The 26,855-nt window shown below is 41.5% G+C and carries 22 protein-coding genes; 1 reads left to right on the top strand and 21 read right to left on the bottom strand.

All coding sequences use genetic code 11. The features are described from left to right. Window positions 1–6 precede the first annotated feature (6 nt). A complete protein-coding gene (locus tag A5888_RS20405) occupies window positions 7–441 on the bottom strand; it encodes a hypothetical protein (protein ID WP_339101814.1) in 435 nt (144 codons plus the stop codon). Window positions 442–700: 259 nt separating this feature from the next. On the opposite strand from A5888_RS20405, the gene A5888_RS20400 reads away from it, so the two are divergent. Next, window positions 701–1,216 (top strand): type 1 glutamine amidotransferase domain-containing protein, encoded by a 516-nt coding sequence (locus tag A5888_RS20400; RefSeq protein ID WP_086349276.1) that lies wholly within the window; start codon window positions 701–703, stop codon window positions 1,214–1,216. A 147-nt stretch (window positions 1,217–1,363) separates the two neighbouring features. On the opposite strand, the gene vanT is transcribed toward A5888_RS20400, so the two are convergent. From vanT to A5888_RS20300, 20 genes are all read right to left on the bottom strand, one after another. Beyond that, window positions 1,364–3,505, bottom strand: a complete 2,142-nt coding sequence (gene vanT / locus A5888_RS20395; RefSeq protein ID WP_086349275.1) for a membrane-bound serine racemase VanT — start codon at window positions 3,503–3,505, stop codon at window positions 1,364–1,366. Continuing rightward, window positions 3,483–4,091 carry a D-alanyl-D-alanine carboxypeptidase family protein gene (locus tag A5888_RS20390; RefSeq protein ID WP_086349274.1) on the bottom strand — a complete coding sequence of 203 codons (609 nt, stop codon included), beginning with the start codon at window positions 4,089–4,091 and terminating at the stop codon, window positions 3,483–3,485. The genes vanT and A5888_RS20390 overlap by 23 nt, the downstream gene beginning before the upstream one ends. Next, window positions 4,088–5,134, bottom strand: a complete 1,047-nt coding sequence (locus A5888_RS20385) for a D-alanine--D-alanine ligase family protein (protein ID WP_086349273.1) — start codon at window positions 5,132–5,134, stop codon at window positions 4,088–4,090. Before A5888_RS20385 ends, A5888_RS20390 begins: the two co-directional genes overlap by 4 nt. Window positions 5,135–5,219: 85 nt before the next feature. After that, entirely contained in the window at window positions 5,220–6,326 is a 1,107-nt protein-coding gene (locus A5888_RS20380; protein WP_249274476.1) for a sensor histidine kinase, read from the bottom strand. Continuing rightward, entirely contained in the window at window positions 6,319–7,002 is a 684-nt protein-coding gene (gene vanR, locus A5888_RS20375) for a VanR-ABDEGLN family response regulator transcription factor (protein WP_086349272.1), read from the bottom strand. Before vanR ends, A5888_RS20380 begins: the two co-directional genes overlap by 8 nt. 232 nt (window positions 7,003–7,234) lie before the next feature. After that, window positions 7,235–7,819 carry an ATP-dependent Clp protease proteolytic subunit gene (locus tag A5888_RS20370; RefSeq protein WP_086349271.1) on the bottom strand — a complete coding sequence of 195 codons (585 nt, stop codon included), beginning with the start codon at window positions 7,817–7,819 and terminating at the stop codon, window positions 7,235–7,237. A gap of 251 nt (window positions 7,820–8,070) precedes the next feature. Further along, window positions 8,071–10,968 carry a YfhO family protein gene (locus A5888_RS20365; RefSeq protein WP_339101812.1) on the bottom strand — a complete coding sequence of 966 codons (2,898 nt, stop codon included), beginning with the start codon at window positions 10,966–10,968 and terminating at the stop codon, window positions 8,071–8,073. Between the two features lie 58 nt (window positions 10,969–11,026). Beyond that, window positions 11,027–11,644: a signal peptidase I gene (gene lepB, locus A5888_RS20360; protein ID WP_086351141.1), complete on the bottom strand. Its 618-nt coding sequence runs from the start codon at window positions 11,642–11,644 to the stop codon at window positions 11,027–11,029. 24 nt (window positions 11,645–11,668) lie between these two features. Next, window positions 11,669–12,406 (bottom strand): signal peptidase I, encoded by a 738-nt coding sequence (gene lepB / locus A5888_RS20355; protein WP_086351140.1) that lies wholly within the window; start codon window positions 12,404–12,406, stop codon window positions 11,669–11,671. Between the two features lie 16 nt (window positions 12,407–12,422). Further along, window positions 12,423–13,091, bottom strand: a complete 669-nt coding sequence (locus A5888_RS20350; protein WP_086351139.1) for a hypothetical protein — start codon at window positions 13,089–13,091, stop codon at window positions 12,423–12,425. A 24-nt stretch (window positions 13,092–13,115) separates the two neighbouring features. Further along, window positions 13,116–14,201, bottom strand: coding sequence for a DUF916 and DUF3324 domain-containing protein (locus tag A5888_RS20345; RefSeq protein ID WP_086351143.1), 1,086 nt, complete (start codon window positions 14,199–14,201; stop codon window positions 13,116–13,118). A gap of 89 nt (window positions 14,202–14,290) precedes the next feature. Further along, window positions 14,291–15,025, bottom strand: a complete 735-nt coding sequence (locus tag A5888_RS20340) for a WxL domain-containing protein (protein ID WP_086351138.1) — start codon at window positions 15,023–15,025, stop codon at window positions 14,291–14,293. Window positions 15,026–15,071: 46 nt separating this feature from the next. Beyond that, window positions 15,072–15,869 carry a WxL domain-containing protein gene (locus A5888_RS20335; protein WP_339101774.1) on the bottom strand — a complete coding sequence of 266 codons (798 nt, stop codon included), beginning with the start codon at window positions 15,867–15,869 and terminating at the stop codon, window positions 15,072–15,074. Beyond that, window positions 15,866–16,231 carry an LPXTG cell wall anchor domain-containing protein gene (locus A5888_RS20330; protein WP_249274475.1) on the bottom strand — a complete coding sequence of 122 codons (366 nt, stop codon included), beginning with the start codon at window positions 16,229–16,231 and terminating at the stop codon, window positions 15,866–15,868. Before A5888_RS20330 ends, A5888_RS20335 begins: the two co-directional genes overlap by 4 nt. Before the next feature lie 17 nt (window positions 16,232–16,248). Further along, entirely contained in the window at window positions 16,249–20,250 is a 4,002-nt protein-coding gene (locus A5888_RS20325; RefSeq protein ID WP_170924778.1) for a pectate lyase-like adhesive domain-containing protein, read from the bottom strand. 149 nt (window positions 20,251–20,399) lie between these two features. Further along, window positions 20,400–21,119 carry a winged helix-turn-helix domain-containing protein gene (locus A5888_RS20320; RefSeq protein ID WP_086349267.1) on the bottom strand — a complete coding sequence of 240 codons (720 nt, stop codon included), beginning with the start codon at window positions 21,117–21,119 and terminating at the stop codon, window positions 20,400–20,402. A 649-nt stretch (window positions 21,120–21,768) separates the two neighbouring features. Next, window positions 21,769–22,518, bottom strand: coding sequence for a tRNA lysidine(34) synthetase (locus A5888_RS20315; RefSeq protein ID WP_086349266.1), 750 nt, complete (start codon window positions 22,516–22,518; stop codon window positions 21,769–21,771). Window positions 22,519–22,613: 95 nt separating this feature from the next. After that, window positions 22,614–24,464, bottom strand: coding sequence for an LTA synthase family protein (locus A5888_RS20310; protein WP_422389758.1), 1,851 nt, complete (start codon window positions 24,462–24,464; stop codon window positions 22,614–22,616). Window positions 24,465–24,585: 121 nt separating this feature from the next. Beyond that, a complete protein-coding gene (locus tag A5888_RS20305; protein ID WP_170924777.1) occupies window positions 24,586–25,707 on the bottom strand; it encodes an ABC transporter permease in 1,122 nt (373 codons plus the stop codon). Continuing rightward, complete coding sequence (locus tag A5888_RS20300; protein ID WP_170924776.1) at window positions 25,704–26,852, bottom strand: ABC transporter permease subunit; 1,149 nt, start codon at window positions 26,850–26,852, stop codon at window positions 25,704–25,706. Before A5888_RS20300 ends, A5888_RS20305 begins: the two co-directional genes overlap by 4 nt. Window positions 26,853–26,855: the final 3 nt, after the last annotated feature.

The raw sequence follows: 26,855 nt of genomic DNA, 5'->3' as shown, positions 1-26,855 counted from the left end.
TATACTCTATTTTTTCATCAAAGTATTACTCATTTTTGTTATACAAAAGGAAATATCATCTGTTGCTTTATCTTGTTTTTCCTCTGAAGAGTTGAACAGCTTTGTGTCGATTCCTTTTTCTGCATCCAAGGACATCGTCATTTCTTTACATCCTGCAATATACTCGATGTAAGAACGCTCCAATTTTTTGTGAATCCCGATCACTTTTACCGGTGGACGAAGCTGTTCGATTTTCTTCATGATCAATTCATACTTCTTCGTGCCGCCTTCAAAAACTTCCTTGATTTCAGTCATTTTTTCCGGAGATAACTCATCCACTTTATCTTTATCGATTGCTTCGCGTATTTCCTCGTAATAGCTGTTCATTGATTCTCCGATTTTCTCTGTATCCTGAACAATATCATTTACTGCTTGAATATAATAACCTAAATTTTGCTTCACGTTTCTTCCTACTTTCTTTTGATTATTCATCCATTTTACCGTTTTAAAGCGACCCTGACAAGTCTGTGAAAAAATAGCAGCATTGATGGAACTTTTTCAGATCATCTATCTCTCCTATCGCAAGTAAAATGCAACAATTTTGATACATACTTTTTACTCTTATTCTCCTGCGCGTATTAGTTGCGCCATCCGTTCAGCGCCTTTAGTATAAAGATAAGCTCTCTGAACAGAGCACTTTATAAATGAAAGAGGAGATTCGATGACAAACACAAAAAAAGTAGCTGTACTGGTCACTGATATGGTGGAAGACATAGAATTGACCTCCCCTAAAAAGGTATTAGAAAAAGCAGGCTATGAAGTTCTGTTGATTGAAAAAGAAGCTGGGAAAAAGATAACTGGAAAAAAAGGCACGACCTTTACAATCGATGCCTCTATTGATGATGTCTCTCCTGAAGAATTTGCAGCATTGCTTATTCCAGGCGGCTTCTCCCCTGATCAGCTGCGAGCAGATCAGCGCTTTGTCGATTTCACAAAATATTATTTAGAAAATGATTTGCCTTTGTTCGCTATCTGTCATGGTCCTCAGCTCTTTATTCAAACGGGGCTGACTAGCGGTCGTACAATGACTTCTTACATTACCGTGCAGCCTGACCTGGAATACGCTGGTGCAACAATCAAAAATCAAGAAGTTGTTGTTGATGGGAAGCTGGTTACCAGTCGAACACCGGAGGATCTTCCGGCATTCAACAAAACCATCCTAGAACAGTTGAGTTGAGTTGGAAACAAATAAACGCGTGTATTGTGATCTCTTTTTAAAATTGGCATACTGTCGACTTTTGGAAAGACATCACAATCAGCGTTTTTTTCTTGTACTCTTGTGGTCTAGATACCTCTGTGAGTGATTCGACACCTTCCCTATTCACTAAGTGCCGTTCTCCAAACGGATGCCTATTCTACTCAACACCTCATTTGAAATCGTCTCACTCTTTTCAGCAATATCCTCACTGCTCTCCATGATTGTAAGCTCTGTCCCAAGAGCCAAATTCTGTATGTCTGTTATATCGACCAAGAGCATATCCATACAAATATTCCCTATTTGAGGAAGCTCAAAATCCTTATAATGTAGAGAATAACCAGTGTTAGAAAGATTTCTTGGCAGCCCATCCGCGTAACCTATTGCCACTGTTCCTATACGCATCTCTTGCTCTGCCTTGAGGGCTGTTCCATATCCAATATATTGACCGACAGAAACCTGTCTCACTGAAACAAGTACGGCATGGATAGACAGAACAGGTCGTAGCGCCAGTCTGCTCTTTAAGTGTTGATCACGTTGACTAAGAACCCCATATAAAAAGATACCTACTCTTGCATAATCATAAGAAAGCTCCGGATAATTAACAACCCCATAGCTGCTTTGTAAATGCGTCACACCATACTCAATTCCCTGTTTTTTTAAATCCACTAACAATCGGGCAAATGTCTCGATCTGCTGTTCTGTGCGTACTCTGGACTCATCGTCTGCGGCATCCGCTGACCCAAGATGGGAATAGATGCCTTCACACCGCAAGTATTTCATGGTATAAACCGGCTGTACTTCTGAAAGACAAGGGGCAAATCCCAGCCGATGCATCCCAGTATCGATTTTTACATGACACCGGAGCTTTACCCGTTTTCGGTTTAATGCAGCTGCATAGTCTAAAGAAAAAACAGCCTGAATCAACTCATATCGATTAAGTTCGATTGCTGTTTGTGGGGAGGTATACCCCAGAACCAAGATTTCTCCCTGAAGCCCCTTTTTTCTCAGTTGAATCGCTTCTTCCAGTGTCGCGACAGCAAAGAAGTCCACTCCCTGCTGCTCCAAAAACCGACTGATTTTCACTGCACCATGACCATACGCATCTGCTTTTACTACCGCCATCAGCTTGGTCTTTTTCGGCAAAAGCGTTCGCACAGATCGATAGTTTTTCTCCAAAGCAGACAAATCGATTCGCTTCCTTGCACGCTGAATTTCTTTGATCTCTTCCCTCTTCCTTTTTTTCAAAAGAGATAAGGCTACAGCTGTTAGCCCACTCGTCACAGCAAGTATAAGAAAAAATTGTAGGAGGCTATTTTGAAGAAATCCCACAACTGTTGAACAATAATACACTAAAAGGATACTCCAAGGATGAAGAATGTAGAGCCACAAAGAATAGTCCTTCGCCTTTGGAAAAATGACCCTTGGTTGCCAATGCAACAAGCAAACCAAGAGATAATAGGAAACTACTGGCAACATCAGGTACATACTGTCGTGTCGCATCTTTGTACAGGTATGTAAGAAGAAGCCTTCGAGTCCTAAAGCCAAAAGACTGACTGACAGCTTGATTGACGGGAAGGAAACAGTGCGAGCTCTTTTAAGATATAGAAGAGCCCCCAAACACAAAAAGAGCGGTACGAAGAACAAGCCATTTCTCGTGTAATCAAACAACTGAAACAATAGTGAATAGAATGTCTTGATTGCAGGTATCTGGGTAACAATGGAATAGTAGCTATCTCCTCCAAGCCCTACCATATATAGCAATCCAGCGACGAATAAGGCAGACGACAGAGACAATCGCTGCAAAAGCTGCCTGCTTAAAATGAGACCAAGGAGCATCGCCGGAAAATACCATAAATGATACAGCGGACCATCAAAAACAAGCACTTTTATCCATTCAGAAAGCGGCTTGGACAGGGCAAGCACGCCGGTATATAGGGAAAGCGGCAAATAAAGGAGACTGGCAATTAGATACAGCTTCAGCAGTTCCAACATCGTCTGGTCGATCCTCCAACGTTTCGGATAGTTCCTTCGCTCAGCGTAAGGTCCTAAAACATAATAGCCGGTAACCATAAAGAAAAATGGCACAGCGACGCGAAAAAGCGTTAGGGTGACGACTTGATCCAAGCCTTCATTGATAGAGGCAAAAGGAAAGGTATGAATGGCGATCACCATGACTGCGGCAATCAAACGAAATTGATCGATACCTGAGGAACGGTTTGTCTGGATCGATTTGGTCCGTAATTGATTATCTGAGGTCGTGATTTCCATATACCTCACCCCCGTCTCTCAGAAATGCTTGATACTCCTCCAAGGTCCAGCTTTGTTGGCACATGATTTCACTGTGTGGTCGTCCGACATAACGAAAATGCCAAGGCTCATAGGCAATCCCGGTCACAACCTCTTTTCCCTTTGGATAGCGTAAAACAAACCCAAAATTTGCCATACTAGCTAAAAATTTTTGACTTACTTCTCTGCCTTCAAAGGTCGGGCACACCTCATCATTCGTTGTATCTGCAAATCCCAGATCAACAGCATGCCCTAACTGATGTTCACTACATCCTGGCTTCGCCACATAGTTTTCTGTATGGGCTCTCCCATACTTCGTCAAGGAATGTTCATAAAGACATTGTTGCTCTGCGTAACTGCGATAGCCACTGGTCACAATGATCTGCTTTTCTCCGCCAACATGGTGGATCAACTGGCTTAGCTGCTCCGCGACCTCAAGAGATACTTGCGCTTTTCCAGCGGAGAATGGAGCCTCAACCAGATCGGCCGGCACCTCGAAGGGTGTTAAGCAATGAGCTGCGTTGATCAGACGAGGAAATGGTATTCTTTTCTTTGCTAACACAGTCATTTTTCTGCCTCCTCTGCTAACTCGATGAGTCGGTCAAGAAGCTCTGAATAGCTATACCCTTTTGCTTTCAACATGCTCGGATAGCGGGAGTTATCTGTAAATCCAGGCATGGTGTTGATCTCATTTAGCATCAGCTCCCCCTCTCTGGAAATAAAGAAGTCCACTCTAGCTAATCCTTGACAACCCAACAGACGATAGAGTCGCTCCGCTTGATAACATACCTCACGCTTCATATCCTCTGAAATGCGTGCCGGTAGATGGATAGAGGAAGAAAGCATTTGATATTTTTCTGTATAATCAAAGAAGCCTTCAGCTAATTCGATTTCATCGACCGCACCAATTATCAACTCGTCATTGCCTAAAATACCACAGCCGACTTCGAAACCATCAACGCTTTTTTCTATAACAAACTGTGTATCTACCTCTTTGACTGCTTCAATTGCTTGTGGGAGCTGAGCCATTTCTGTCAATCGATTGATACCTTTAGACGACCCGCCTCGTAATGGTTTGATAAATACTGGAAACTGTTCTTTTTGAATAAATCGGTGAATTTCTTGAACGTCCAGATTATGGGTGTCACAACGAATGGAGGGGGTCGTTTTGATGCCAATGCTATTTGCAAAACGATGGGTCATTTCTTTGTTCATACAAACCGCGGAAGCAGCCGTCTTGCATCCTACATAGGGTAGCTCCATCCATTCAAATACACCTTGTAGACAACCATCTTCAACAAACTCCCCGTGAAGTATCGGGAAAAGAATATCCACCTGCAAGAGCTGATTGGTTTCTTGGAGTAGAAAGCCGTGCTGCTCTCCACCGATGATAGGAGAAACCTTTTGACACACCTCTACTTGTTGCCAAAGGTCCATACAGATGCTCTCATTTTCACCTGTAAAATGATACCAATCGCCTGTTCTCGTGATTCCTATTTTAATGATGTCATACTTCTTACTATCTAGAGCTTCCAATACAGCAAAAGCTGATTTTAATGATACCTCATACTCAGACGATTTTCCGCCAAACAATACTGCAATTTTCTTCATAAAAAATCCTCTCCTTCTTGGTTTCATTAAACCAATAAAAGAGAGGATGGATTTTAATTTATACTTAGGTTCGTCTTAAGCTTTCTTAAGACTTTGGCAACGTTAACTCAAATGTGGTCAGGCCGTTCTCACTGACAGCCAAAATCGTTCCACCGTGAGCAAGCATAATTTCTTTTGCAATCGCAAGCCCCAGCCCTGCACCACCTGTTTTCGTTGAACGAGCATGGTCAAGTCGGTAAAACTTATCGAAAATCATTTCTAATTGTCGCTTAGGGATCGTTGCTCCTTCATTGCGGACAGAAAGCTGGATTGCTTTAGCAGATTCAGACAAGCTCACCTGTATGTTAGAATTCGGGTTCCCATAAGACAGCGCATTTTTGAATAGGTTATTGAGCACACGAGCAAGCTGTTCACTGTCTGCCTCAACAGCTACCGTTTCAGGTCCCTCGTAGGTCATTCGTTGATTTTTCTCACTTAATAATGGATAAAATTCTTCTGTCATTTGCTGAATTAATAACACCAGATCCATCTCAGTTTTTTCCAAGTGGATATCCTGTAGGCTGAATCGTGTAATATCAAAGAACGCATTGATCAATTCCTCCAACCTGCCTGCTTTGTCCAATGTGATTTTCAGAAATTTTGCACGTTGCTCCGTAGTCAATTCCGGTGAATCGATCAACAGATTCAAATAGCCGATCACTGAAGCTAGCGGTGTTTTCAAGTCATGCGCAAGATAGGTGATCAAATCTTTCGTCCGTTGTGTCTCTCGTTTAAGCAGCTCCTCATTTTTCATGTTCATCGTTTTGATTTTTAGCAGCTCATTATCCAAGGAAATATCTCCGGTAGTCATTGATGTATCTGTTGTCAGGAACTCCGGTATTCTTTTTGACAGCTCCTGTACACTGGCATTGATTCGCCCCCTTGCAATCAGATAGCTAGCAAGTGCTACAGATAATATGGCCGCAACAGCAATCACAATGAGTAACAATTTAAGTGCAGTCAAGCTAACCGTTGTTTCATAGTAGAGCTCGTCATTTACCTCGAAGCTTTGGTTATATACTAAGAAATCATAAATAAATTGACGAAAGAAACGACTAAATCCACTTTCAATGAACAAAAAAAACAAAACTAAGATGGCAGAACAAACCAGAGTGATTCTTAATAACAATTTTCGATTTTCCTTTTTAGTCAATTGTATAGCCTACCCCCCACACAGTTTTGATGTATTTTGGTTTTTCGACAGAATCGTTCATTTTTTCTCTAAGATGACGGATATGGACCATGATGGTATTGTTGGAATTCGTATAATACTTTTCGCCCCAAATCGTTTTGAACATTTCCTCAGAGCTGACAGCTTGGCCTCTATGCTCACAAAGCAGCTTCAATATTGAAAATTCAAGGGGCGTCAGATACAGCTCTTCATCATCAAGCAGAACCTTTCGCTTTTCCAAATCCATCAACAAACCTCGAATCGCCAACAGATTATCTGCCCCACCATTATAAGTTGTTACTCTTCTCAGCTGAGCTTTTACTCGGGCTATCAGCTCCAATGGCTTGAACGGCTTCGTCATATAATCATCCGCACCGATAGTCAGTCCTGTGATTTTATCTATTTCTTCGCCTTTAGCAGTCAGCATTATGATTGGATACATATGGGTCTCTCGAATTTTTCGGCAAATATCAAACCCGTCCATATCAGGAAGCATCACATCTAAAATCGCCAAATCAATCTTTTGCTGTGCGAGTTGATCCATCGCCTCGGCTCCTGTTAAGCAAGCGATCACTTGATAATTTTCATTCTTTAAATAATAGCTGATCAACTCTGAAATTTCTTTTTCATCCTCAACTAGTAAAATCGTCGGCATCATTTTCAAGCCCCTTTCCCTACTAAGTTTAGCAAACTATCAGCGGCAACTAAAGGCAGAAATACTTAAGATTTCTTCAGACTTCTATTTACACATTGAATGACACTAAACCAACGATAAAAAGCTTCCCAAACTTTATTTTCACAAGCTCTCCTTCACGGATTCTATATAAAAAAGCAGTTGAGATTTTTTCCCAACTGCTCCATTTCTTCTGTTGAACTCGATAAATTACGAACTACACTTCGTCACTTGATTTGATAATTTTTGAAACCATGCCGTAGTTTTTCGCTTCGTCCGCAGACATCCAGAAATTACGATCGGTATCCTTTGCAACCTGCTCATAAGTTTGACCAGTTGCTTCAGCGATCATACGGTTCACACGCTCTCTCATACGTACGATTTCTTTCGCTTCGATTTGGATTTCCGTTCCTTGACCTTGAACACCACCAGCAGGCTGATGAATCATGAATCGTGTATTTGGCAATGAATATCTGTTTTTCGCTTCTGCAGCAAGATAAATCGTTACCCCTGCACTCGCTACCCAACCAGTACCAATGACGATAACTTCCGGTTTTACAAACTGAATCATGTCATGAATCGTATCGCCAGACTCCACATGTCCTCCCGGACTATTGATGAAAATTTTGATTGGCTCATCACCCATAGCAGCTAAAAGCAATAGCTGAGAAGAGACTTCACGCGCTAAATCCTGCGTTACTTCTCCATAAATAAGGATGGTACGCTCCTCGAGCATTTTTTTCATGATCAACCCTTGATCATTTTTTGGTGTATTTTCTTGTTCTTCTTCTAAACGGTACATTCTTGTTTACCTCCTGAAATTCAATAGGGGAATAATGGTTCATTCCCTTGATCACTCTTCTATTTTACCAAAAAGTCAGGATTGTTCAAACAAAGAAGTGCGTATCTTGCCTGACTATAAAATTATGATGTCAATTTGTGAGTGGAAATCATCTGATAAACTCAAATGTTCTTCTCAAAACATCTATTCTCTTTCTAAAAAAAGAAAAAGCTTGAAGCATTCCTAAGAAAACTTCAAGCTTTTTAGTATAGCTATTTTTCTTGATCAGAAGGCTCCTCTGTTTCTTTCTTTACTTCTGTTTCTGTGTGGAGGGAGAAGCCGAAGCCTTCCTGCTTGTCACTGAAGGTGAACGAACTCATCAAGGAAGATGCTTCTGAAGGCTCTTCTTTCCCTTCACTCTCTGGTACAGACTCTTCTACTATACCTAAAGAAGAATTTTCGCACTCTGCTTTCTCGATTGTACTCGACTGCAGCGTTTCTGTTGCTTCACTTTCTGTTACCTTTTTTTCCAACTTTAACTCAGTGTCCTCTCTATCGGCTGTCGTCACCTGATAGAATAGATCGCCTTTTCGTTTCCTTAAAACAAACAGATAACCACCAAAGAGAAACACACTTCCAACGGTTAGTAGGCTGCCGCTTGTCAAGCCAGGTGGCAGATAGACAAATTCTACCGTATGGGTCCCGGCTGGAATCTTTACGGTTAAAAAGGCATCCTTGAAACGTGGAATCTCTGCCTGCTTCCCATCTACAGAGACTGTCCAGCCCTGATCATAAGGAATCGTAGTAAACAATACTTGCTCTTCGTTGGTTACCACCTCAGCCTTTGCTGTACGTCCAGAGACTGTGAAAGCAACGCCCTTTTGCTGAATCGATGAAGCGGCCTCTTCAAACAAGTCAAGATCCAACAAAGCAATATCCGGTGTCAAGAAACTGAATACCGTACTACCTGTTAGCGTTGCTGAAAATTCTACAAGTGTCTCTTCTTCATACATCCCCAAATCGTAGTATTGACCCGTCATGTTGATTCGGGTCTTTTGGCTGGTCCCATTGACCTTCAGCTCGATGTTCGCCGTACCCAGATCATCATAATTGTAAGGGGCTAAACTAAGATAGGCCTGTTTTCCTGCCGGAATCACAGCTTCCCAAGTGACGATTTTTTTTGAATATTTCTCTTCATCTTTTGCCCGATAGGTAACCAACCCTTCAGATTTTTCCAGCTTTACATTATCCAGCTCGACTAATTCCGGCTCCATAAACGTATAGTACTCAAAATCTTTTTCCGCTAATTGGTTGAACAGAGAGGTCTGACTCCGCACTTTTCCTTCCTCATAGACCTGTTCATTCGTCAATACACCTAGTGGCATCGCGTATGCATTACTATAGAGCGCATACTCGCCGCTTTCCGCCTGTTTAGTAAATCCGAACTTATGCATGTCTTCTTTTGTCAGGTTGTACTTGATTCCTGAAATAACATCCATTAATAAGGTGTTGTTTAGATAATTGATCTGTAGATTCGTTCCCCAGGAACGATAGCCCAGATCATTTAGATAGGACAAGGAATGACGGTTACGAATCGAAGAAAACATGCCAACTCCACTATAGCCATAGGCTAAACTGTCATTTTTTGTAACAGGATCCAAGGTCTCCATTCGATAAAACGAGGCGTTCTCTTCCTTCGTCTGATCGACTAGCGTTTTGATGTCCGAATAAGAACCGTTGTACTTCGCCACCGTTGGATAGGACCACTCCCCTTCAATACCAGAAAAAATACTATAGGCATTGACGCCGCTCTCTATACTAATAACAAGAACAAAGAGCAGGCCTAACCATTTTGTAGGACGCTTCTTCTGTAAGAACAAGAGACCTAAATAACCAAAGCTCAGAACCACTGTCACCCCAAAGGACAACAAGGTCACATAGTGATACGAACCGCTATAGGAACCGACTAATTTGACCCCGGTAAACAGTAAAACGAGCACCAACACGATATTCAACAGCCGATCAATTCCCTGTTTGTCCAGTCGCTCCCAGCCGTAACCGGCTAAGGCAATCACTAGAAAAGAAAGGCCGAAGCTATAACGAAACGGAAACATGTTCGGCGTGTGCAGACCATGCCAGAACAGATTCAACGGCTCCAAGTAGAAGCTGAGAATCAGAACAGCGAATAAACCGCCATAAACCAACTTCTCTCGTTTCGTGGTCTGTTTACTGACAAAGAAATACAGACAGAGGATCAAAGACAGTAACCCAACAAATACAAAAGGGACTGCCCCAAACATCGTCGTATCATAGACCCCTACGAAATTCTTGGCAATCAGGTCCAATGGACCGGTGCCATCGGTCAAGATCGTTTGTACCTTCGACATCGCTTCCCCATTGTTTTTCAAATCCAGAATGGTGGGCAACAACATCGCCATGGATGCCCCACCTGCTAATAAGGAGGTCGTCAGATACATAACGATCGGCTGTTTTCGTTGCCCTTTTTGCAACAATAGTGCTCGTGCACAGAAATAAAGAAACGTAAAGAGCCCGGCCATGAAAGCCATATAGAAGTTGGAAATAAATAACAAGACATAACTAACAAACAACAGTGTTGGTTTTCGTTTCTCCAGGATCCGATGAATCCCCAGGATGATCAATGGCAAATAAATGAAGGTATCTAACCACATCACCATCTCTGAAAAGGCCAAACCAAAGCCCATCAGACTATAGGAAATACTTAGCCCGACATGCCCCCATTTCGGCAGCTTGAAGGTCTCCAAGCTGTAATAACAAAACGCCAAACCGGAACACCCGAATTTAAGCAAGGTTAAGAAATAGAGAAATTCCGGTATCTGCTGGTTATCAAAGAAATACACCAACGGTGTAAACACCCCGCCTAAGTAATAAGAAATAAGCGACCAGTAGTTCAATCCAAATGAAGCATACCAGGTATAGAAGATACTCTCCTCTCCCTTTAACATGGTATTGTAGCTGGCAAAGAAATTGCCCAGCTGGCTAAAGGAATCACTGGCCATGATACTTTTTTCACTACCCGGATAAATCCCAATCAGCCCATACGCAATAACCAATACAATGATCGGTAAGGCAAAGCCTAACACTAACCAACGCCCTTTTTCCTTTATAAACGTGTTTCTTTTTCTATCCATAAGTCTCCCTTTCTCTTTCAATTTTCACCCACGGCTCACAAGCAACCGGCCAAACGACTTAACGAAGTGAGCCAATCGAAGCAAATGGGAAATAACGAAAAACAACGACCCCTTCGATTTGATCCTGCGTAATCAATCCAAAACTGCGGCTGTCATTTGACTTCTCTCGATTATCACCCAAAACAAAATAGTGATCCTCCGGGATTTCTGTCAGACCACTCAAGGCATATTGGACTTCGGAAGCAATCGATACTTTGAGGGTCCCATCCGGCAGATCACTCTGATTTTCGAAGGATCGACCGCTAGTTAGATACAAGGTATTCTCTTCGACCTTCATGTGGTCTCCCGGAAACCCGATCACTCGTTTAACAAATGAGTTTCCCGGTTGGTCCTTTGGCTCAAAAGTAATCAGTTCGTAGCGTTGTACTTTTTTCGTTTTCCTGATGACGATTCGATCACCATCTTTTAAGGTTGGGTCCATCGAAATCCCATCCACGGTGTGCTTTTGGAAAGCAAATAAAAAAAAGAGAAGCCCGGCAAGAAACACCACCATCAGAACATTGACCAGCCATGACTGCGGTTCCTTGGACGCTTGTTTCTGTACGTTTCTCTTTTGTTTGTAGGGTCTATTGCCCGTCCCTTTTTTTCGTTTTCTTCTGTTCCTTTTCTGTTCCATAACGTTACTCCTTATAGTGAGAAACTAAAATCCACTCAGTTTGTGAAAGGGAAATAGTCGGGCTTTGACAATACCGACAATCTGCGTTTTCTTTACCGTCCCATAATCGCGGCTATCCTGCGCATAGGCTCGATTATCGCCCAAGACAAAATATTCTTCTTTGGGGATCATGGCTTCTCCTGTAACCTGGGATATCGTAAAATCTTTCGTTAAAATCATCCCCATCTGATGGGTCTCGTACAGCTTCTTCTCTAAAAAACGCTCGACTTGATAGGTACCATTAATAAAGAGCTCATCGTTCTTATAGGAGATGCTTTCCGTTGGCAATCCGACAACACGCCGAACAGACCGTATCCCCTGCTCATCCTCAATCAACACCAAATCAAAACGGCGAACCGTTCCGAGCTTGTTGACAAACAGGACCTCTCTATCCGTAACTGTTGGAGCCATCATATAGCCTTCCATCCGTTGGATGGTAAAAGTGAATAAGGAGATGAGGTAAACCAAGCCGATCGTCAAAAAGATACTGAGTCCTAATTGAAGCAGGATCCTTTTGATTGCTTTCTCAGGTTCTTTTTTCCGTTGACGAGCAGTCGGCCGTGTCTTCTTTTGGGGATGCCGGTCGCTGTTTTTTTTCTGTATGGTTCTTTTCTTTTTTCTAGACAAGCTGGCGCTGTCTGCTTTTTTACTTGTGGTCGCGCTCGTTCTGCGAGTAGGTGACGAAGGGGCTATTCTTTGCTTCCGCTTTTTGGGCTTTTTCATCGCTGAACCTCAACTCTTATCTATCCTTTTTCTTTAGAGAATCTTCACTGATTTTCAACTGCTTCAACACTTGTTGCTGATGCGTACGCACTTTCTCCAAGTCAGCTTCAAACTCAGCCAGTTTTTCCGGATCGCTCAGAAATTCTTCCGTTTGTGCATTCAGATTAACGCCTAGCTCCATCATGTAGTTATATTGCTTGTTCAACATACTCTGATTCTCTAACGTCAGCCGTTGGCTGGCCACACGCGTTCCATAGCTGGAAAGTCGCCCGGACAGGTCTTTGATGTTCTTGGCAACCTTTGTTTTACTTTCTGCGCTCTCCGCACCTTCCAGCTGTCCTTTGATCTCATCTACCAAATAATAGCCTTGTGTCAACGCATCTGAATCTCTTTCGCCCAATGTCGTTCCTTGATAATGGCGCGTATAGATGGCGCCTCCCCCCAGACCAATAGAAAGAACCAATAGCAGAAGTACATTTATCCATTGCTGCTTTCGCTTTTCCTGCATCTGACGGATCGCACGCTTCAATTTTTTTCGTTTCTTTTTGTTTTTGACTTTTCTTTGCTTTAACTTCTTTACATTACGTCCGGTCAGTAAAGCACCCACGCTCACTAAAACCATAAATAATAGAAAGAGGATAGCGCTCGATAGTAAGCCAATGAACAACCAATCTAATACACTCATTTACCTATCCTCCAAATCCATCACTCATTTTTTTCCTGTCTTCTTTTTGGGACGTTTTTTTCCGCGCTTCTTTTTGCTCTTTTTACTACCGAATCGGCGAATCAACACGAAAATGATTACAACCACTAAGAATACGCCGCCTACGATCATGGCAATCAGTGTCCAATCGACCCCTTGCTCTTGAAGCAACCCTAGGTCCTCGCTGTTAAACTTATCGGCATCATCGTCGGTGATTTTGAAATCCTCGGTCCATTCCCAACGATCAGTTTTTGTTGTTACTACGATTTTGGCTGTATAATCGCCCGCTACCATTCGGTCACCCTGCATCGAAATAGGGAAATCGATCATTGAGTTGGGTGCCATCCGCATGGAGGCTACTTTCGTATCATAAAGGACGTCATCAGAGCCTTTTTTTGTAATTTGTGCATCCACCGTCATATCATCGACAATAACTGCCTGTGTATTGGAAAAGTTCACAAAGATTGAATTGCGGTAATTGCTTAATTCCGGATAGACCTTATTCAAGGCTAAATCAGGCATAACTTCGGTATCCGTTTCTGATAGCACCATGCCAATCAAATAGGCATACTTATTGATAACAGAACCTGTTTGATTTTCAGTCGAATCAGCGCTCAAGTTCTGCAACTCGATCCCACCGGTGATCACACCATCATATTGTTCTGCCGGCATGCTGATTGCCAAATCCAATGTTGTCTCACCGTTTGCCGGAATCTTGATTTCTTCCGGACCTTTCACAACGTCTACAAAATCATACGTTAATGAAGCATCATTTTCAAAGGTATTCGGACCATACTCGATCACACCGTTCTTATTTGTTTTCGCTCCGTTTAACTTTACACTTACTGTTATTTCTATGTCTGTTGGATTGACTAATTTGACTTGGACCGTCTGCTGTTGCCCTGGAGTCATTCGTAAATCGAAATAGCCTTTGCTGCTATCACGCTGATTCTCCGGCTGGATCACTTCAAAACTGAAGCCTCCGGCATTCGTGATATCAGCGTCTGTTTCTTCCCCATAAGCGGTCATTCCAAACCCAATGAATGAAAATATGTATACCAAACAAAGTAAAACCGGCCATTTTTTGTTCAAAATAATTTCCCTTCCTTCAATCAGAAATGAGCCCCCGATACTATCGGGGGGACTCATTACTTTACTGTCTTTCTTTTTTACTCTGCGATCTATGGCGCAGCAGTGATTGACCATGTAATTTCAGCTTTATACGTACCAACTTTTTTAGCGTTTGTTCCCAAAACATTCAATTTAACTGATTGTTCAGGTGAACCAGCGTCAGTTGCAGCTAAGCCACGTTGACCGAAAGCTAGTTTGTATTGTCCGAAACCTTTAGTTGTGCTTGTATTATCCAAGAAAGTTACTTTGTTGCCCAATTCAAGAGCAGCAGGAGACGTTACAACGCCTTCTGGAGCCAATGCGTTCGCACCAGCTGAACCGTTTGTTGATACACGAACGTTGTTGTACTTGATTGATGAACCAGTCAACACACTGCTTCCGTTTGCGAATTGTGTTGTCAATTCTGCTTCGATTTTGTAGGTGTTTTCATCAACGGAACGAACATCCTTGAATTCTACAAAGTTTTCCATGTCGCCGAAAGCTGCATCGTTGAATGCTTTTACTGTGTAAGTTTGGTCACTTCCGTCTGTTAGGATTGCATGTTTTTCGAAGTCTAACGGTGTTACCGCAACGATTTTCAGATCCGCTGGATCTGGGTTTACTGGTGGGTAAGGCAATACTGGTCCGTCAGTATCCGGTGGTGTAATTGTATCTGGTGTTGTATCTTTCTCGAATTCTACGATACCGTCACCTTTCCAGTCTGCTTGTGTTGCGCTTGGTGCTGCTACTGCGAATCCAATTACTGCTAATAGGGCAGCGCCGCATAATTTGTGTGTGTTTTTCATGTGTGTTTTCCTCCTAAGATATGTGTGTGTATTTTGTTTGTTGCATTTATGGCAACTCAGATAGAATCCAAGTTAACACCGTAGTATAAGGCACCGGATCGATTTTAGTTGCCTCCGGTATAGACAAAGTGACTGCACTGTTTTTATAAACAGGCTTGTTCTCAAATGCAGGGTCTACCACCTGTTCGCCGTTTAGCGTCAGTCTAGGGCTTAACGTATTGGTCTGACCATTGGTGTTCTCTTCTGAGGCACCAAATTCAATCAGCCACGTTCCTTCCCCATTGCCTTTAGACGCTTCCGCCAGTGTATACGTTTCTCCGATGTTGTTGATTCGTACGACATCTTTAGACACGCTCGGCGCTTTTGACAAATCCCATGTCGAGTTGACCCAGGATTTATCAAAGGAAATGACTGAACCCTTCAGCTCATTATTGAGTGTGTTGGCATTTTGAAACTGAGTTTCCTGACGCACCTGAAGCGTCCAGCCGCCGCCGGTTCCCCGATAATCAGAGACTTGAATAAAGTTTCCTCTAGGATTGGTGTCTCCAAAGAACAGCTGAGCATTCGCTTCATAGAGGCGGTCGCCCTTCGTGATCTTATTTTGTCCAAAGCCTAATTGAGGCACAAACTCAATCCGTAAAGGACCGTCGGTGCTGGGACTTGGGCCGGGATCAACGATCGTTCCGGGATTTTCCGGATCTCGTACATCCTTGCCATAGTCGCCTTCAAATTCTACAACGCCATGGTTCGTCACACTAGGATCTGCATAAGCAATCGTTCCGGAATGGCTCACTCCGAAAGAAAGTAGAGCAAGCAGACTGACTGAAAATAGTTTCTGTTTCATCGGCTGTCTGCCTCCTTTTCATCCTTTCTGCGCTTCCAGAAAAAGAACAGAAGCACAAGGACAACAAGTGCGGACCCACTGATAGCCAGACTTTTTTTCACCAGTTCCCCTGTAGAGGGATATTTCCCAGCAGGTTTTGTGACTGGCAACACCGAAGAGGACGTCTCTGTGACAGGTGTTGAGGTAGACGTACTGGGTATTGTCGTACTACTCGTTGTTTCTTCATAAAACTGAATGACTCCATTGGTTTGGACTGCTCCACCGTTCTCTGCCGCAATACTGGTTGGTACACCAGCTGTAAAAGCGGTAGTCAGCAACAGGAGCATGGAGAGTCGAATCAGATGAATGATGTTGTTTTTCATGTTTCTCCTCCCCATGTTTAAGGCGTGTCACCTAAATGCCAAGTGATTTCCGCCTGATATTGTCCAAGTTTTCTTACCGAACCGGCTGGAACTTCCAGCTTGAGCCCGGTTCCTCCGGAACTCCAGTCATTACTGACAACGTAATCTCCGGCAGACGGATGTGTATACGTCTTAATCAAGGTCGAATCCCCATCCAAAGCGTCTTCTGTCGTGCCATTATTGAATTTAATTGCGTCATGTAGGATTTTTGTCGTATCCCCCATATGCGCCATTTCCTTCGTTAATGTCGCTGTCAATGTCCAACTCTTCAGATTGCCCCGACTATCAGAAACGGTCAGAGGCATGTTCAACTCCGGTTCTTCCACCCGTGTGTCATTCATTGTGACTGTGTGTGTCTTGAAATCGATAACTGTTGGTGCGGAAGTCAACTGTAGGATGCCATACAAGGTACCACCCGGAAGTCCGACTTCATCTGAGGTGACATCGATCACCTTAAATGGACCGGTAATTGGTCCCGGAACAAATGGGTCTAGCGATTCTTGTGGCGAATACCCTTTAGCCGTTGCTTTATTCATGATATCCTGATCCACTGTAGCATCGTTTCCTATCGTTACTTTGAAGGTCACGACATAGCTATACTTCGCAGGAATATCGCCAAGCTTGATCGACAACAAACGGGTTGTTTCATTGTAGTCAAAGGTATCAGCTGCTAATGGGACATTTGTTTCTGTGCCGGAAGCATCGATTTGTTTGATCGTGATCCCATGATCAGTCGCATCAAAATCTAAGCCAGTTGCCAATATGTCTTCCAAGACTACGTCTGTCCAATCCACAGAGTCTGCTTTATCATTTTTAGCAGTCAACGTGTAGGTCACTTCATCTCCAATGGAAGTTGTAGTACCACCACTAGATACTGAATATTTGGTCAGTTTCGGTGCATCTGGAATAATGTCCTTAGCTATCAAACGCACAGCTGAATCAAAACGCTCATCTGAACCGCCTGTTGAAGTAGAGTCTACTGCATCATGATACCCAGCATAGCTATCATAACCATCTACTTCCTCATTGATATTTCCGTACACACCATCAGGTTCTGTTGTGTAGGTTACTGGTAATGTAAATCCAGGATCACCGTTGAGTACCGTTGTGTCTTTCAAATAGATATCCAGCTTGTCTGAAGTGTTCAGGTATCCAGGAAGATTCAATGCCCATTTCCCATCTGTAACTGTAGTAGTTAGCAGATTGGAAGCTGCATCTCTCAACCAAGTACCATTGACTTTAACAAAAACTTTCGAACCATTTTCATCACTTGTACCATTTAATTGTTTTGTTGCATTGGTTAAAGTAATACTTGAATCTACAACTGCCTGAGTTGGAGGTGTGACATCGATAGCTGTTACTGGTGCGTCTACCCAAGGAGCAAGATCGCCAGGAACATCATCTCCAGGATAACCAATATGCACAGTGGTAGGATCAGGATTCAAATCACCATCATTGCCCCCACGCCAAGCGCGTAGAACTTCGACTGTGTCACCTTCTTCAAAGAAAGCACCACCACGATTTTCAGCCTGGAACATCCCAGCTCTGTCTGGTTCGCCATAAATTGACAAGCCATCACCGATTTCATCATCACCGACAGTCTTACCATTGATTTCATACGTGGTTCCATCCGCTTTTGTAACTTTTAAAACAACCGTTACTTCGTCTGTCCACGCATCACGCTGACCTTCAACACCCTCCGGAATCGTTACATGTCCAAAAGCATATTTGTCTGCGTTCGTTGGTATTCTGAGTTCATCTACGACTGGATCAGCATTATTTCCACTGATACGAGCCATAGATCGCATATCATCAGCGGTTGTTCCTAACACGGAATGAACGGCATCATCTGTCGTATATGTGCCTGTCAAACCTAACAAAGGCATTGTAAAGGTTCGATATGCAGACGCTCTTGAGCTATGAACTGTATAGCGTTCACCGGCACCGTATAGTCCCATGTCAACTAACGTCCATGCTCTATAAGGATTTCCTTCCAACTGATTAGCATTTCCCTGTTTCCAGATACTAACATCAGAATAGACGCTATTTAGTGTAGCTGTTCCATCGAATACAGAATGACCGCTATTGTTTCGGAAATCATAATAAAGCATATTATGGAACTCTAATTGTGAATTATTACCATAACTAAAAGCCGCATTGGAACTTCCATACCCATCTACTGTAAATTCTGTTCCTGATTCTCCGGCAACCTTAAAGTAAGTGCCGGCGTTAATGCCTCGACCTTGCTCAGAGATAACCTCCACTTTGGAGTTTTTGTCTTTCAGATAGAAACTGTTCCGACTGCCTCCGTCATAGTTGATCCCTTCTTGATTCCCCTTATTATGGACAAAGAATTTTGAACCACCGGTGACATTGACTGTGTTGTCACTTCCAGACAGGCGTAGTGTTTCGGAACGTGAACTCTGTTCTTTTATCAGAGAAAAAACTGAATTTTCGTCGATATTAAATTCCATATAATTCGATGTTCTAAAACGCATCACGGCGCCGTAAGCATTCCCACTGGCATCGTTATCGATTTTCACATTAAAATCTGCATTATTTTTGATATTGAATACACTATAGTTCCCCATCAAAATTGTACATGGGTGGGTAGCAGAATGAAGATCGAACTCTGCATAATTAGTTACTTCGATCAAAGAGTTGGCTCCTTCAACACAGAGCAAGCCACCCATCCGATCGGTACCGCTTTGAGAACCATATAACGTAGCTCTAGTTCCTTCACCATCAAATTGAACAGTCGCCCGTGCCCCATCGATCGCAATCATCGCCACTCGAGAGTTTTTCAAATCTAAAACGGATCCCTGATCAACACGAATCGTTGAATCTGCGACACTTGACGCTAAGAACATGTCTGAAAATTCACCGGAAACTTTACTGCCATTTGTGATATGAATGTTTTTCGCTTCAAACAGCTTATGCCAGCCAGCCGTAATAGAGGTTCCTCCGGCACTACCTGAGCCAACTGCCGAATGAGAAAAATTGAACTCACCACCATCCATGACAATACTTCCATTAGGCAGATAAGCAATCCGCTTAGTATGCCCTTCTGAAAGAGAAACATTGTTAAAGGATGCTGTCCAATTTGCACTATTAGCAGCGGTTGAATAAACAATCGCCGAATCCAGCGTAAAAGCAGTTCCTGACCCTTTCAGATTCAAATTCTGAAAACGAATTTCAGAACCTGCTGCTGCAGCACCTAACGTGATACGGAAGTTTGTTGTTGCTAAGCTCCCCATATCAAGCTCATATTGCGTTAAGCCATCGCTGCTACTTCCATCAATTGCTACGCTTCTTGTAATCGTACCTGGTGTAGCAGATGATGAGCCTTTCGCAATATTGTTCATCAACTGAATGCCTGTGACACTCGGATTTTGTAAAGCTGAAACAAATTCATCCCAAGTAGTGACTTCTGTGGCTCCCGCAAGGGCGAATGGTGTTATGCTAGTGGAAAGGTTCATCACAGAACGTTGGACAGGGACATCTGCTTCTGGGTCCTTTGTTGTTTCCAACGCAAGAGTTTCTAGGACCTCATCTGATTTTTTTAACGAAAGAGTTCTTGTTGATGCCTCAGCAAAAAGCTCTGTTTCGATTGTTACTGGTATTTCCAAAGCTCCGTCAGTTTTTTTGACTGTCATTGCTACAGATTTACCGGCATCGATATCCTTAAATTCAACTTTCTCCTGATATTCAGCTGGAAGAGCTTCTTGAAGATTTTCGGCATAGAGAATGCCATCATTCTCTCCACTTACTTCCAATTTCAACGTTTCTTCTTTTGTTGAATCAACCTGAATTGTTCCTGAAAATGCGGCTTCTTCGGTAATATTTTCTCCCGTAAGCCCATATGATCCAACGGCTTCATTTGCTTTCAATAAGTTCGTATTCATTGCAAAATACATACAAAGGATACTAAAAAGAACAGCAATTGTACCTAAGACATAGTTCTTTTTTTCTATTCTCATTTTCTTCCTCCTTTCCTCAATATTTGTGTATCTTGTCCTTTGACCAAGATACATTTATTTCAATCTCCCTCCCGGGCAAGATCATTAGATTTCATATTGTGTTTTGACCCTGACCATTTCAGGAAATGAAATACTGATTAAGGTTAAAACTACGACTCTTCTACTGAAGAATCCCATAAATCCAACATATACCCTTTAGAACGAACGGTACGAATAAATATAGGGCTCACAGAATTATCTTCTATTTTTTCCCTCAAATGAAAAACTAGATTCGCTACACGATAGTTTTGATTGATGAATTTCTCTTTCCATACCTCTTCAAATAGCTCTCCATAGGTTACCGTATTGTTCTTATTTTTATAGAGTAGCTCAAGCGTTTTATACTCAAGCTTCGTTAACGGGATTTCTTTTTTTCCATGAAGCTTCACGCTGTGATTTCTTGGAATGAGCTTCAGCTTGTCTGCTTCTTCCGGACTTGCTTCGTCTTCATTGAGCGATTGCTTGCCGCATCGAACATTTTTCTTTCCTAAACTGTTAGATATGATCAGCTGCAGCTCATCTTCTTCACATTCTTCAGAGATGATACCCAGCGCACCCAATTGAAGATAAACTGTTCGCATAACCTTCTGAGAACCTGAAGAAAATACCCAAACGTGGATATCCGCGTTTTCTTTAAGCTTTAGTAAAATACTACAAGTCTGCGCTGTATCCTCTAGCGTATTTTCTCTAATAATCACTGCATCAAGTTCAGACATCTTCTGTTCAAAATTTTCTATTGTCAAGGGGATCACGTTGATATCATTTTTTTGAAGTTCTTCTGAATAAGATTCAGCAAGTTCTACTGATAAGTTGATAACACCTGCATTCATTTAATGACTCTCCTCCTTCGATTATTGCTTTTTTCTTAATTTACATAACTTTTTTATGAGATTTAAATTTCTTTAATTAATATACTTTGAGAAAAAATTTGTTTTCTTAATAAGAGATTACTATTACATTTGACGGTCTTTTCGACGGCTTTCTAACAGGCTAAACTATGAAATAGTATAATATTAGATTGAAAAAATGAACTAAATCAAATCATATATCAAATAATAATTTCTTACTTCAAAAAAATCCGACGGCTCAGATGACGGCAAAAAGACCTGAAACACCATATAAATCAATGGTTTTTACTGTTTTATCAGTATTTCTATTATTACCAAAAAATAAATAATATATTTCTTTTTTCTCAAAAATATCGAATTATAGAGAAATAAATGATAAAAAACCTATAGACTTCTTTGTTAGTTTGTTTTAGAATTGTTTTATTAAGAAAAACAAATTTTTTCTCAAAGTATATTAATTAAAGAAAGTATTTTTCTTTTTTCGATTATTACTTATGAAAAGAGTTTAGTGCGCTATTTTGACGGCTCAATCCTTTTTTCTATCTTCCCATCTATATAAATACAGGCAAAAAAAAAGCATCCAAGCATATGGATTATTCCATAGTTGCTTGGATGCTTTTTTTCTAGTTACTTATTTTTTGATACTTTTCTGCCAGAAATCTTCCATTGTTCCTTGTTCCATTCCCATAATGAACTTCTCTCGGATATCTGGATAATCTTCTGAAAGATTCGATACGAGATTTTTGATCTCTTCTCTCTTTGTCTTCTTATCCACTGGGCAAGGATTGAATATCACTGGTAGTTCTTCTCTTTTTACCAGTCGAATAATGTCACGTTCTTGAAGATAGAGCAGCGGACGAATAAGAGTAATATCTGTTTTCGTCAAATAGCTGATGGGTTCAAAGCTAGCCATCTTTCCATGAAATAGAAAATTCATGAAATAGGTTTCTATCGCATCGTCCAAATGATGTCCCAACGCTACTTTATTACAGCCTAAAGCCTTTGCTCGTTTGTATAAGATCCCTCTTCGCAGCTTTGCGCAAAGCGAACAAGGGGAACGCTCTTCTCGAATATCAAACACAACTTGGGCAATATTTGTTGGAACAACGTCTAGTTCATACCCCAGTTGCTCCACAAACTCCTTCATTGGCTGAATATCCATTTCAAAGCCCATGTCCAGTGAGATCGGCACAATTTCAAAGGAAAACCCTAAGCGTTCCTGTTTTTGAATCATATCTAGAAAATAAAACAGGCTCGTGCTGTCTTTGCCGCCACTCATTCCTATCGCCACTTTATCTCCTGCCTCAATCATCTGATGCGATAAAACAGCTTTTCGAATTGGATTGTAGTATAACTGATTGTCCTTTTTCTTAAACCCCATAATGAAACTCCTTCAAAAATCATCTACTCTTTCTTCCATTTACCGTACTACTTTATACTTTGTCTTAAATTGAACTCTACTATTGATGTAATCAGCTATTCTCTGCTTGCTGCAAAGAAATCTGACTTCATACTGTATTGATCTCCTGAGACTATATCATATTGAATCAGCTGGTATGCTTTGTAATACGCTTCTTGCTCTTTCGTCAGAGAAAGCTCCTTCGTCCATTTGCCGTCTTTATAATAGAACCCTTTTTCAAATGCCGGAAGTTCCTGTTGCACTTTTAATAACAGTTGATAGAAGCCACTAGTTTTTAAATTACTCTGTTCAACCAAGCTTGGTGCGAAATAGAAGGGACTTGTCGTCACTTCATGTTCCGCTTTTTCAGTCAATTCTCCCGCCGTGTCATACAGCATAAACTCTGTTTTATGCAGTGCCACTTCATCGTTGTCTGCTTTTATTTCATCAGAATAGATACTCGGCAAATGATCTCCCCAAAAAACGACCAACGTTCGTCGATCAAGCTCATTCAATTCTTCAATAAAGTTTTTCAATGCCTCGCTACTATATGCAATATCCTGCATATAGCTGTCAATAGCACCTTTATTGCCTTTACTCTGAGAGGAATAATTTAGTGCAGTATACTTATCACTGTATGGCATATGCGTTTGCATCGTCACAAGATGGACAAATTGAGGTGTCTCATCATCGCCAAGTAAATCCATAACCTCTTGATAAGCCGCTGCATCAGAAATATAGGGATTACTTTCTATCTTTTCCGTATGCTTCATTGTGTCTTCATAGAGGAAGTTATCAAAGCCCAACAGCTCATAAACATCTTTTCTTTTGTACATTGATGTATTGTAAGGATGAATCGCCGTTGTTTGATAGGCTTCTTCTTTCAATAGAGAGACAATAGAAGGAACTTCATCCAACTTCGGTAACAGCATCGTATAGGGCGTCGTCATTTGTGCATTGAAAAGCTCCATTGAAAAGCTTGTCAGTGCTTCAAATTCGATGTTCGCGGTACCACCACCATAATTTTGGGAAAGCATCTGTCCACTATAGGTCTGCTCCGCAATTTTTTGATAGTCTACCAAAGGATTCTTATCGGCCGTCACACCGCTTAACGCCAGAGGATTCGAAAAGCTCTCACTCATGACAAAAACAATATTCGGTTTTTCCTGAGCAGCTGTTTCATTTTTCTTGTCCGCCAGTTCTTCGTACTCCTCAACAATTTCCTCAATTCGTTCCTTCGAATAGTCCGTTGGTTTTTCCATTGCGACAACTTTCAAATTGTAAAGAAAACCACCAATAAAACCAGTATTATAGTAGTTCATTTTTTGACTATATGGAATCCACAGCGCTGTCTCATTGTACGCTTTTCTCAGGAGATTATTTGGGTTATTAAAATCGCTGATATATGCAAGCAGGCCAATCGAACATACAAATAGAATCCCCCGAACGATCTGTTGCTTTTTCGGTTTGAAAAAACTTTTATATACGGCGTAACCAAATGCACCAATACCTATGGCTGCAATAACCAGAATCAATACGAACGGTCCTGTTCCAACCATTTCACGTAGTAAGCCAAACTCAGTGATCATCTTTAAATCATCTGGATAGATCGGTTCTGTCCGATAAAACATTTTCTGGTAATCCGCAAAACCAAGAACCCCAAGAATGATTGTATAAAGTAGGCTTCCAATACCAATCGAACCAGCCAACGTAACCAAAAATAGTAAGAAAACTGCCAAGACCAGACAACCAAGAAAGAATTTCTCTGTATGCCAAGAAAAAGCAAAATTACGGGCAAGAACGACGGAAAGATCATTTTGACACCATTGTAAATAGAGATTGCTGGCGATGACCAAGAGAATCAACCCCAAGCCGATCAATAGCTTATCTATCTTTTTTTCCTTAAAAAAGGTCATTGTTCGTTTCACATAATCCTTCACGCATAAGCTCCTTCTTCCAATAAATGAATACCCTACTATTTTATGTGTTGTATGCTAAAAAGTAAACTCCTTCTTCTTGCGATCAGGTAGCACAAAAGCCTTATTCTTTTTACACATCCAAACGGATATTTTTTCTAAAGCAGTAACAGCCAATACAAAAGATCAATAGCGCTGTCACACCTAAAACCAAAAGCCCCTGGGTAAACTCAATTTGGGGATTATGAAGCGTTCGCGGCAAGCACCAATTGGCATAATATTCTTGATTTTCAATGTTGTATTGACCATACTCCCGAAAATCATAGCCGATAAACAGCTTACCAACATTTAGATAAGTAAAAGGATTTAGATGAGCAATCTTCCTTAAGACTTCATTTGAAGATACACTGATAAAATGCCCCTCAGCTAGTATAAAAATAGTCGCCAATAGGGAAAAGGTCGTTTTCCTAAACAATGTGCTGAACAAAAAGTGAATGGCAAAGCAAAACAACAGGACAAAAAGAAACAAGCCGAGAACACGTGCCATATATTGAATAATCGGTATAAATGTCATAGACATCTCTGTAAATACTATTATCGGATATTGCCATGAGCTAGCTCCTGATATACCTAACCCAATTAGACTTGCAACCACTACAAGAAAGATGGTCAGTAAAAAGGAATGCCCTACTGTCAGCGAATACTTCAATAGATATAGTCGTACGCGTGAGATTGGCTGAGTCAAACAGAGGTTCATTGTTCGTTCCTCAAACTCTTTTGTCAGACTATCGCCAAATAAAAATAGGAAAAAGATAATTCCTAATAGACTGGCAATCCCTGTTAAGACGATGGCAGAAAATACACTGCTTTGTGTCCCATAACGCATAGAATAAGGCGGTAGCTCTTTATTAATTAGTTCATTATTGAGTGCTGCTCGGTAGAAAGGATAGGTCGGCAGGGTTAACGACTCCTCCAAGGATTCTCCTTTGTCAGCCGCTGCAAGAAAAGTAGCTTCCTGTTCATCAATCATCAGATTCACGGAGGTCAAATACTCCTCCAGTTCCGTATCAAATTCTTTACGACCAAGAATTGGCCCAGAAAACACAGCCTCTTGATCTATTTCATTATTTTCTACGATCCCCATATGTCTGTTGAATAGAAACAGTACTACAATCACTATTAAACCTATTGCAACCAGCACATAGTTTTTTCGTTGTTTCCAGATTTTTTTCTCTTCAAAACGAATGCTGTTCATCTTAGCCTCCTCACCGTCCATTTGCTCACTTGAAAAATCGTTATATTACCGAGCACCAACACTGTTATTCCCAACAAGAAGGCTTCACTAAAACCAAAGCCTTCTGTCAGATAGCGTGTTACATCCATATAAAAAAATGGCAGCCATTGCCCAATATGGCTTACCGCTGGAATAACATATGCAAGAATATTTGGCAGAAAAAGAAGTACTAAGAATGTTGCTAAAACCTCCAGTGCATTTTTCAGTACTAACGAAAGAAGCAAAAGTATTTGAATAATAAAGACCATGAATAGCAATTGCTGACTAGCAACTGCTAAAATATAGCTGCCTACAGAAATAGGATAGAACGTAGTAGCTGTTTCTACTATTATTGGATAATGCACGCTTCCAGTACCGAACAGCAAAGAAGCGACAGAAAAGCCGATACCAAGATAGAGTATATACGTCCCACCAGTAATCCATACAGCTGTCTTCACCTTTCGGAAATACCGTTGCCATTTACTTACTGGTTGTACCGACATAAATAAGTACGTTTTTCGTTCATATTCATTTGATAAATAGTCAAAGAAAAATAATGCAACAACCAGAATCAACCCACCGAAAACCATAGCCTGCTGCAGTAATGAATAAATGAAATAGACTCCCTTTGGACTGGCAGTCATTTCCTCAATGGTCAAGCCCTTTGTGCGCAACCACTCATTTCGTGCTAATTGCTGATTCACTTCTTTGAGAGAGAGCAGCGTCCATTCTGTCCCGCCGGCCTCTATATACTCCTTCTGAAGTGTCAGTCTTTCCGTCTGTACAGCAAGCTGTTCCTCCCACGCTCGGTTATTTCTTGCGGTATTCTCATCTTCTAAAAGATACAATATAGCAACCACTGTCTTATATTGTGCTTCATCCTTCTCAGATAAAAAAACACCATTCTCATCAAGATGGTGAAGCATCTTGTATGGTTCCGGCGTTCCTAGATACCCTTGCGGAGGCTGTATCTCATCAGCCATAGCCTTCAATACTTCGTGATCTTCAGCACCTATTCGTGTACTGCGATCCCATTGATTGGTCAGCTGAACGGCTAATGATACAAATAAAATACCTAACAACAATAAATTTTTAGGGTTTCTTTTCCACTTTACCCATTCGAACATCAT

This window comes from Enterococcus sp. 9E7_DIV0242, assembly GCF_002140975.2.
Classification (GTDB): domain Bacteria; phylum Bacillota; class Bacilli; order Lactobacillales; family Enterococcaceae; genus Enterococcus_L; species Enterococcus_L clewellii.
Note: the sequence above shows the minus strand (reverse complement) of the source record. Positions and strands in the feature narration are given on the sequence as shown.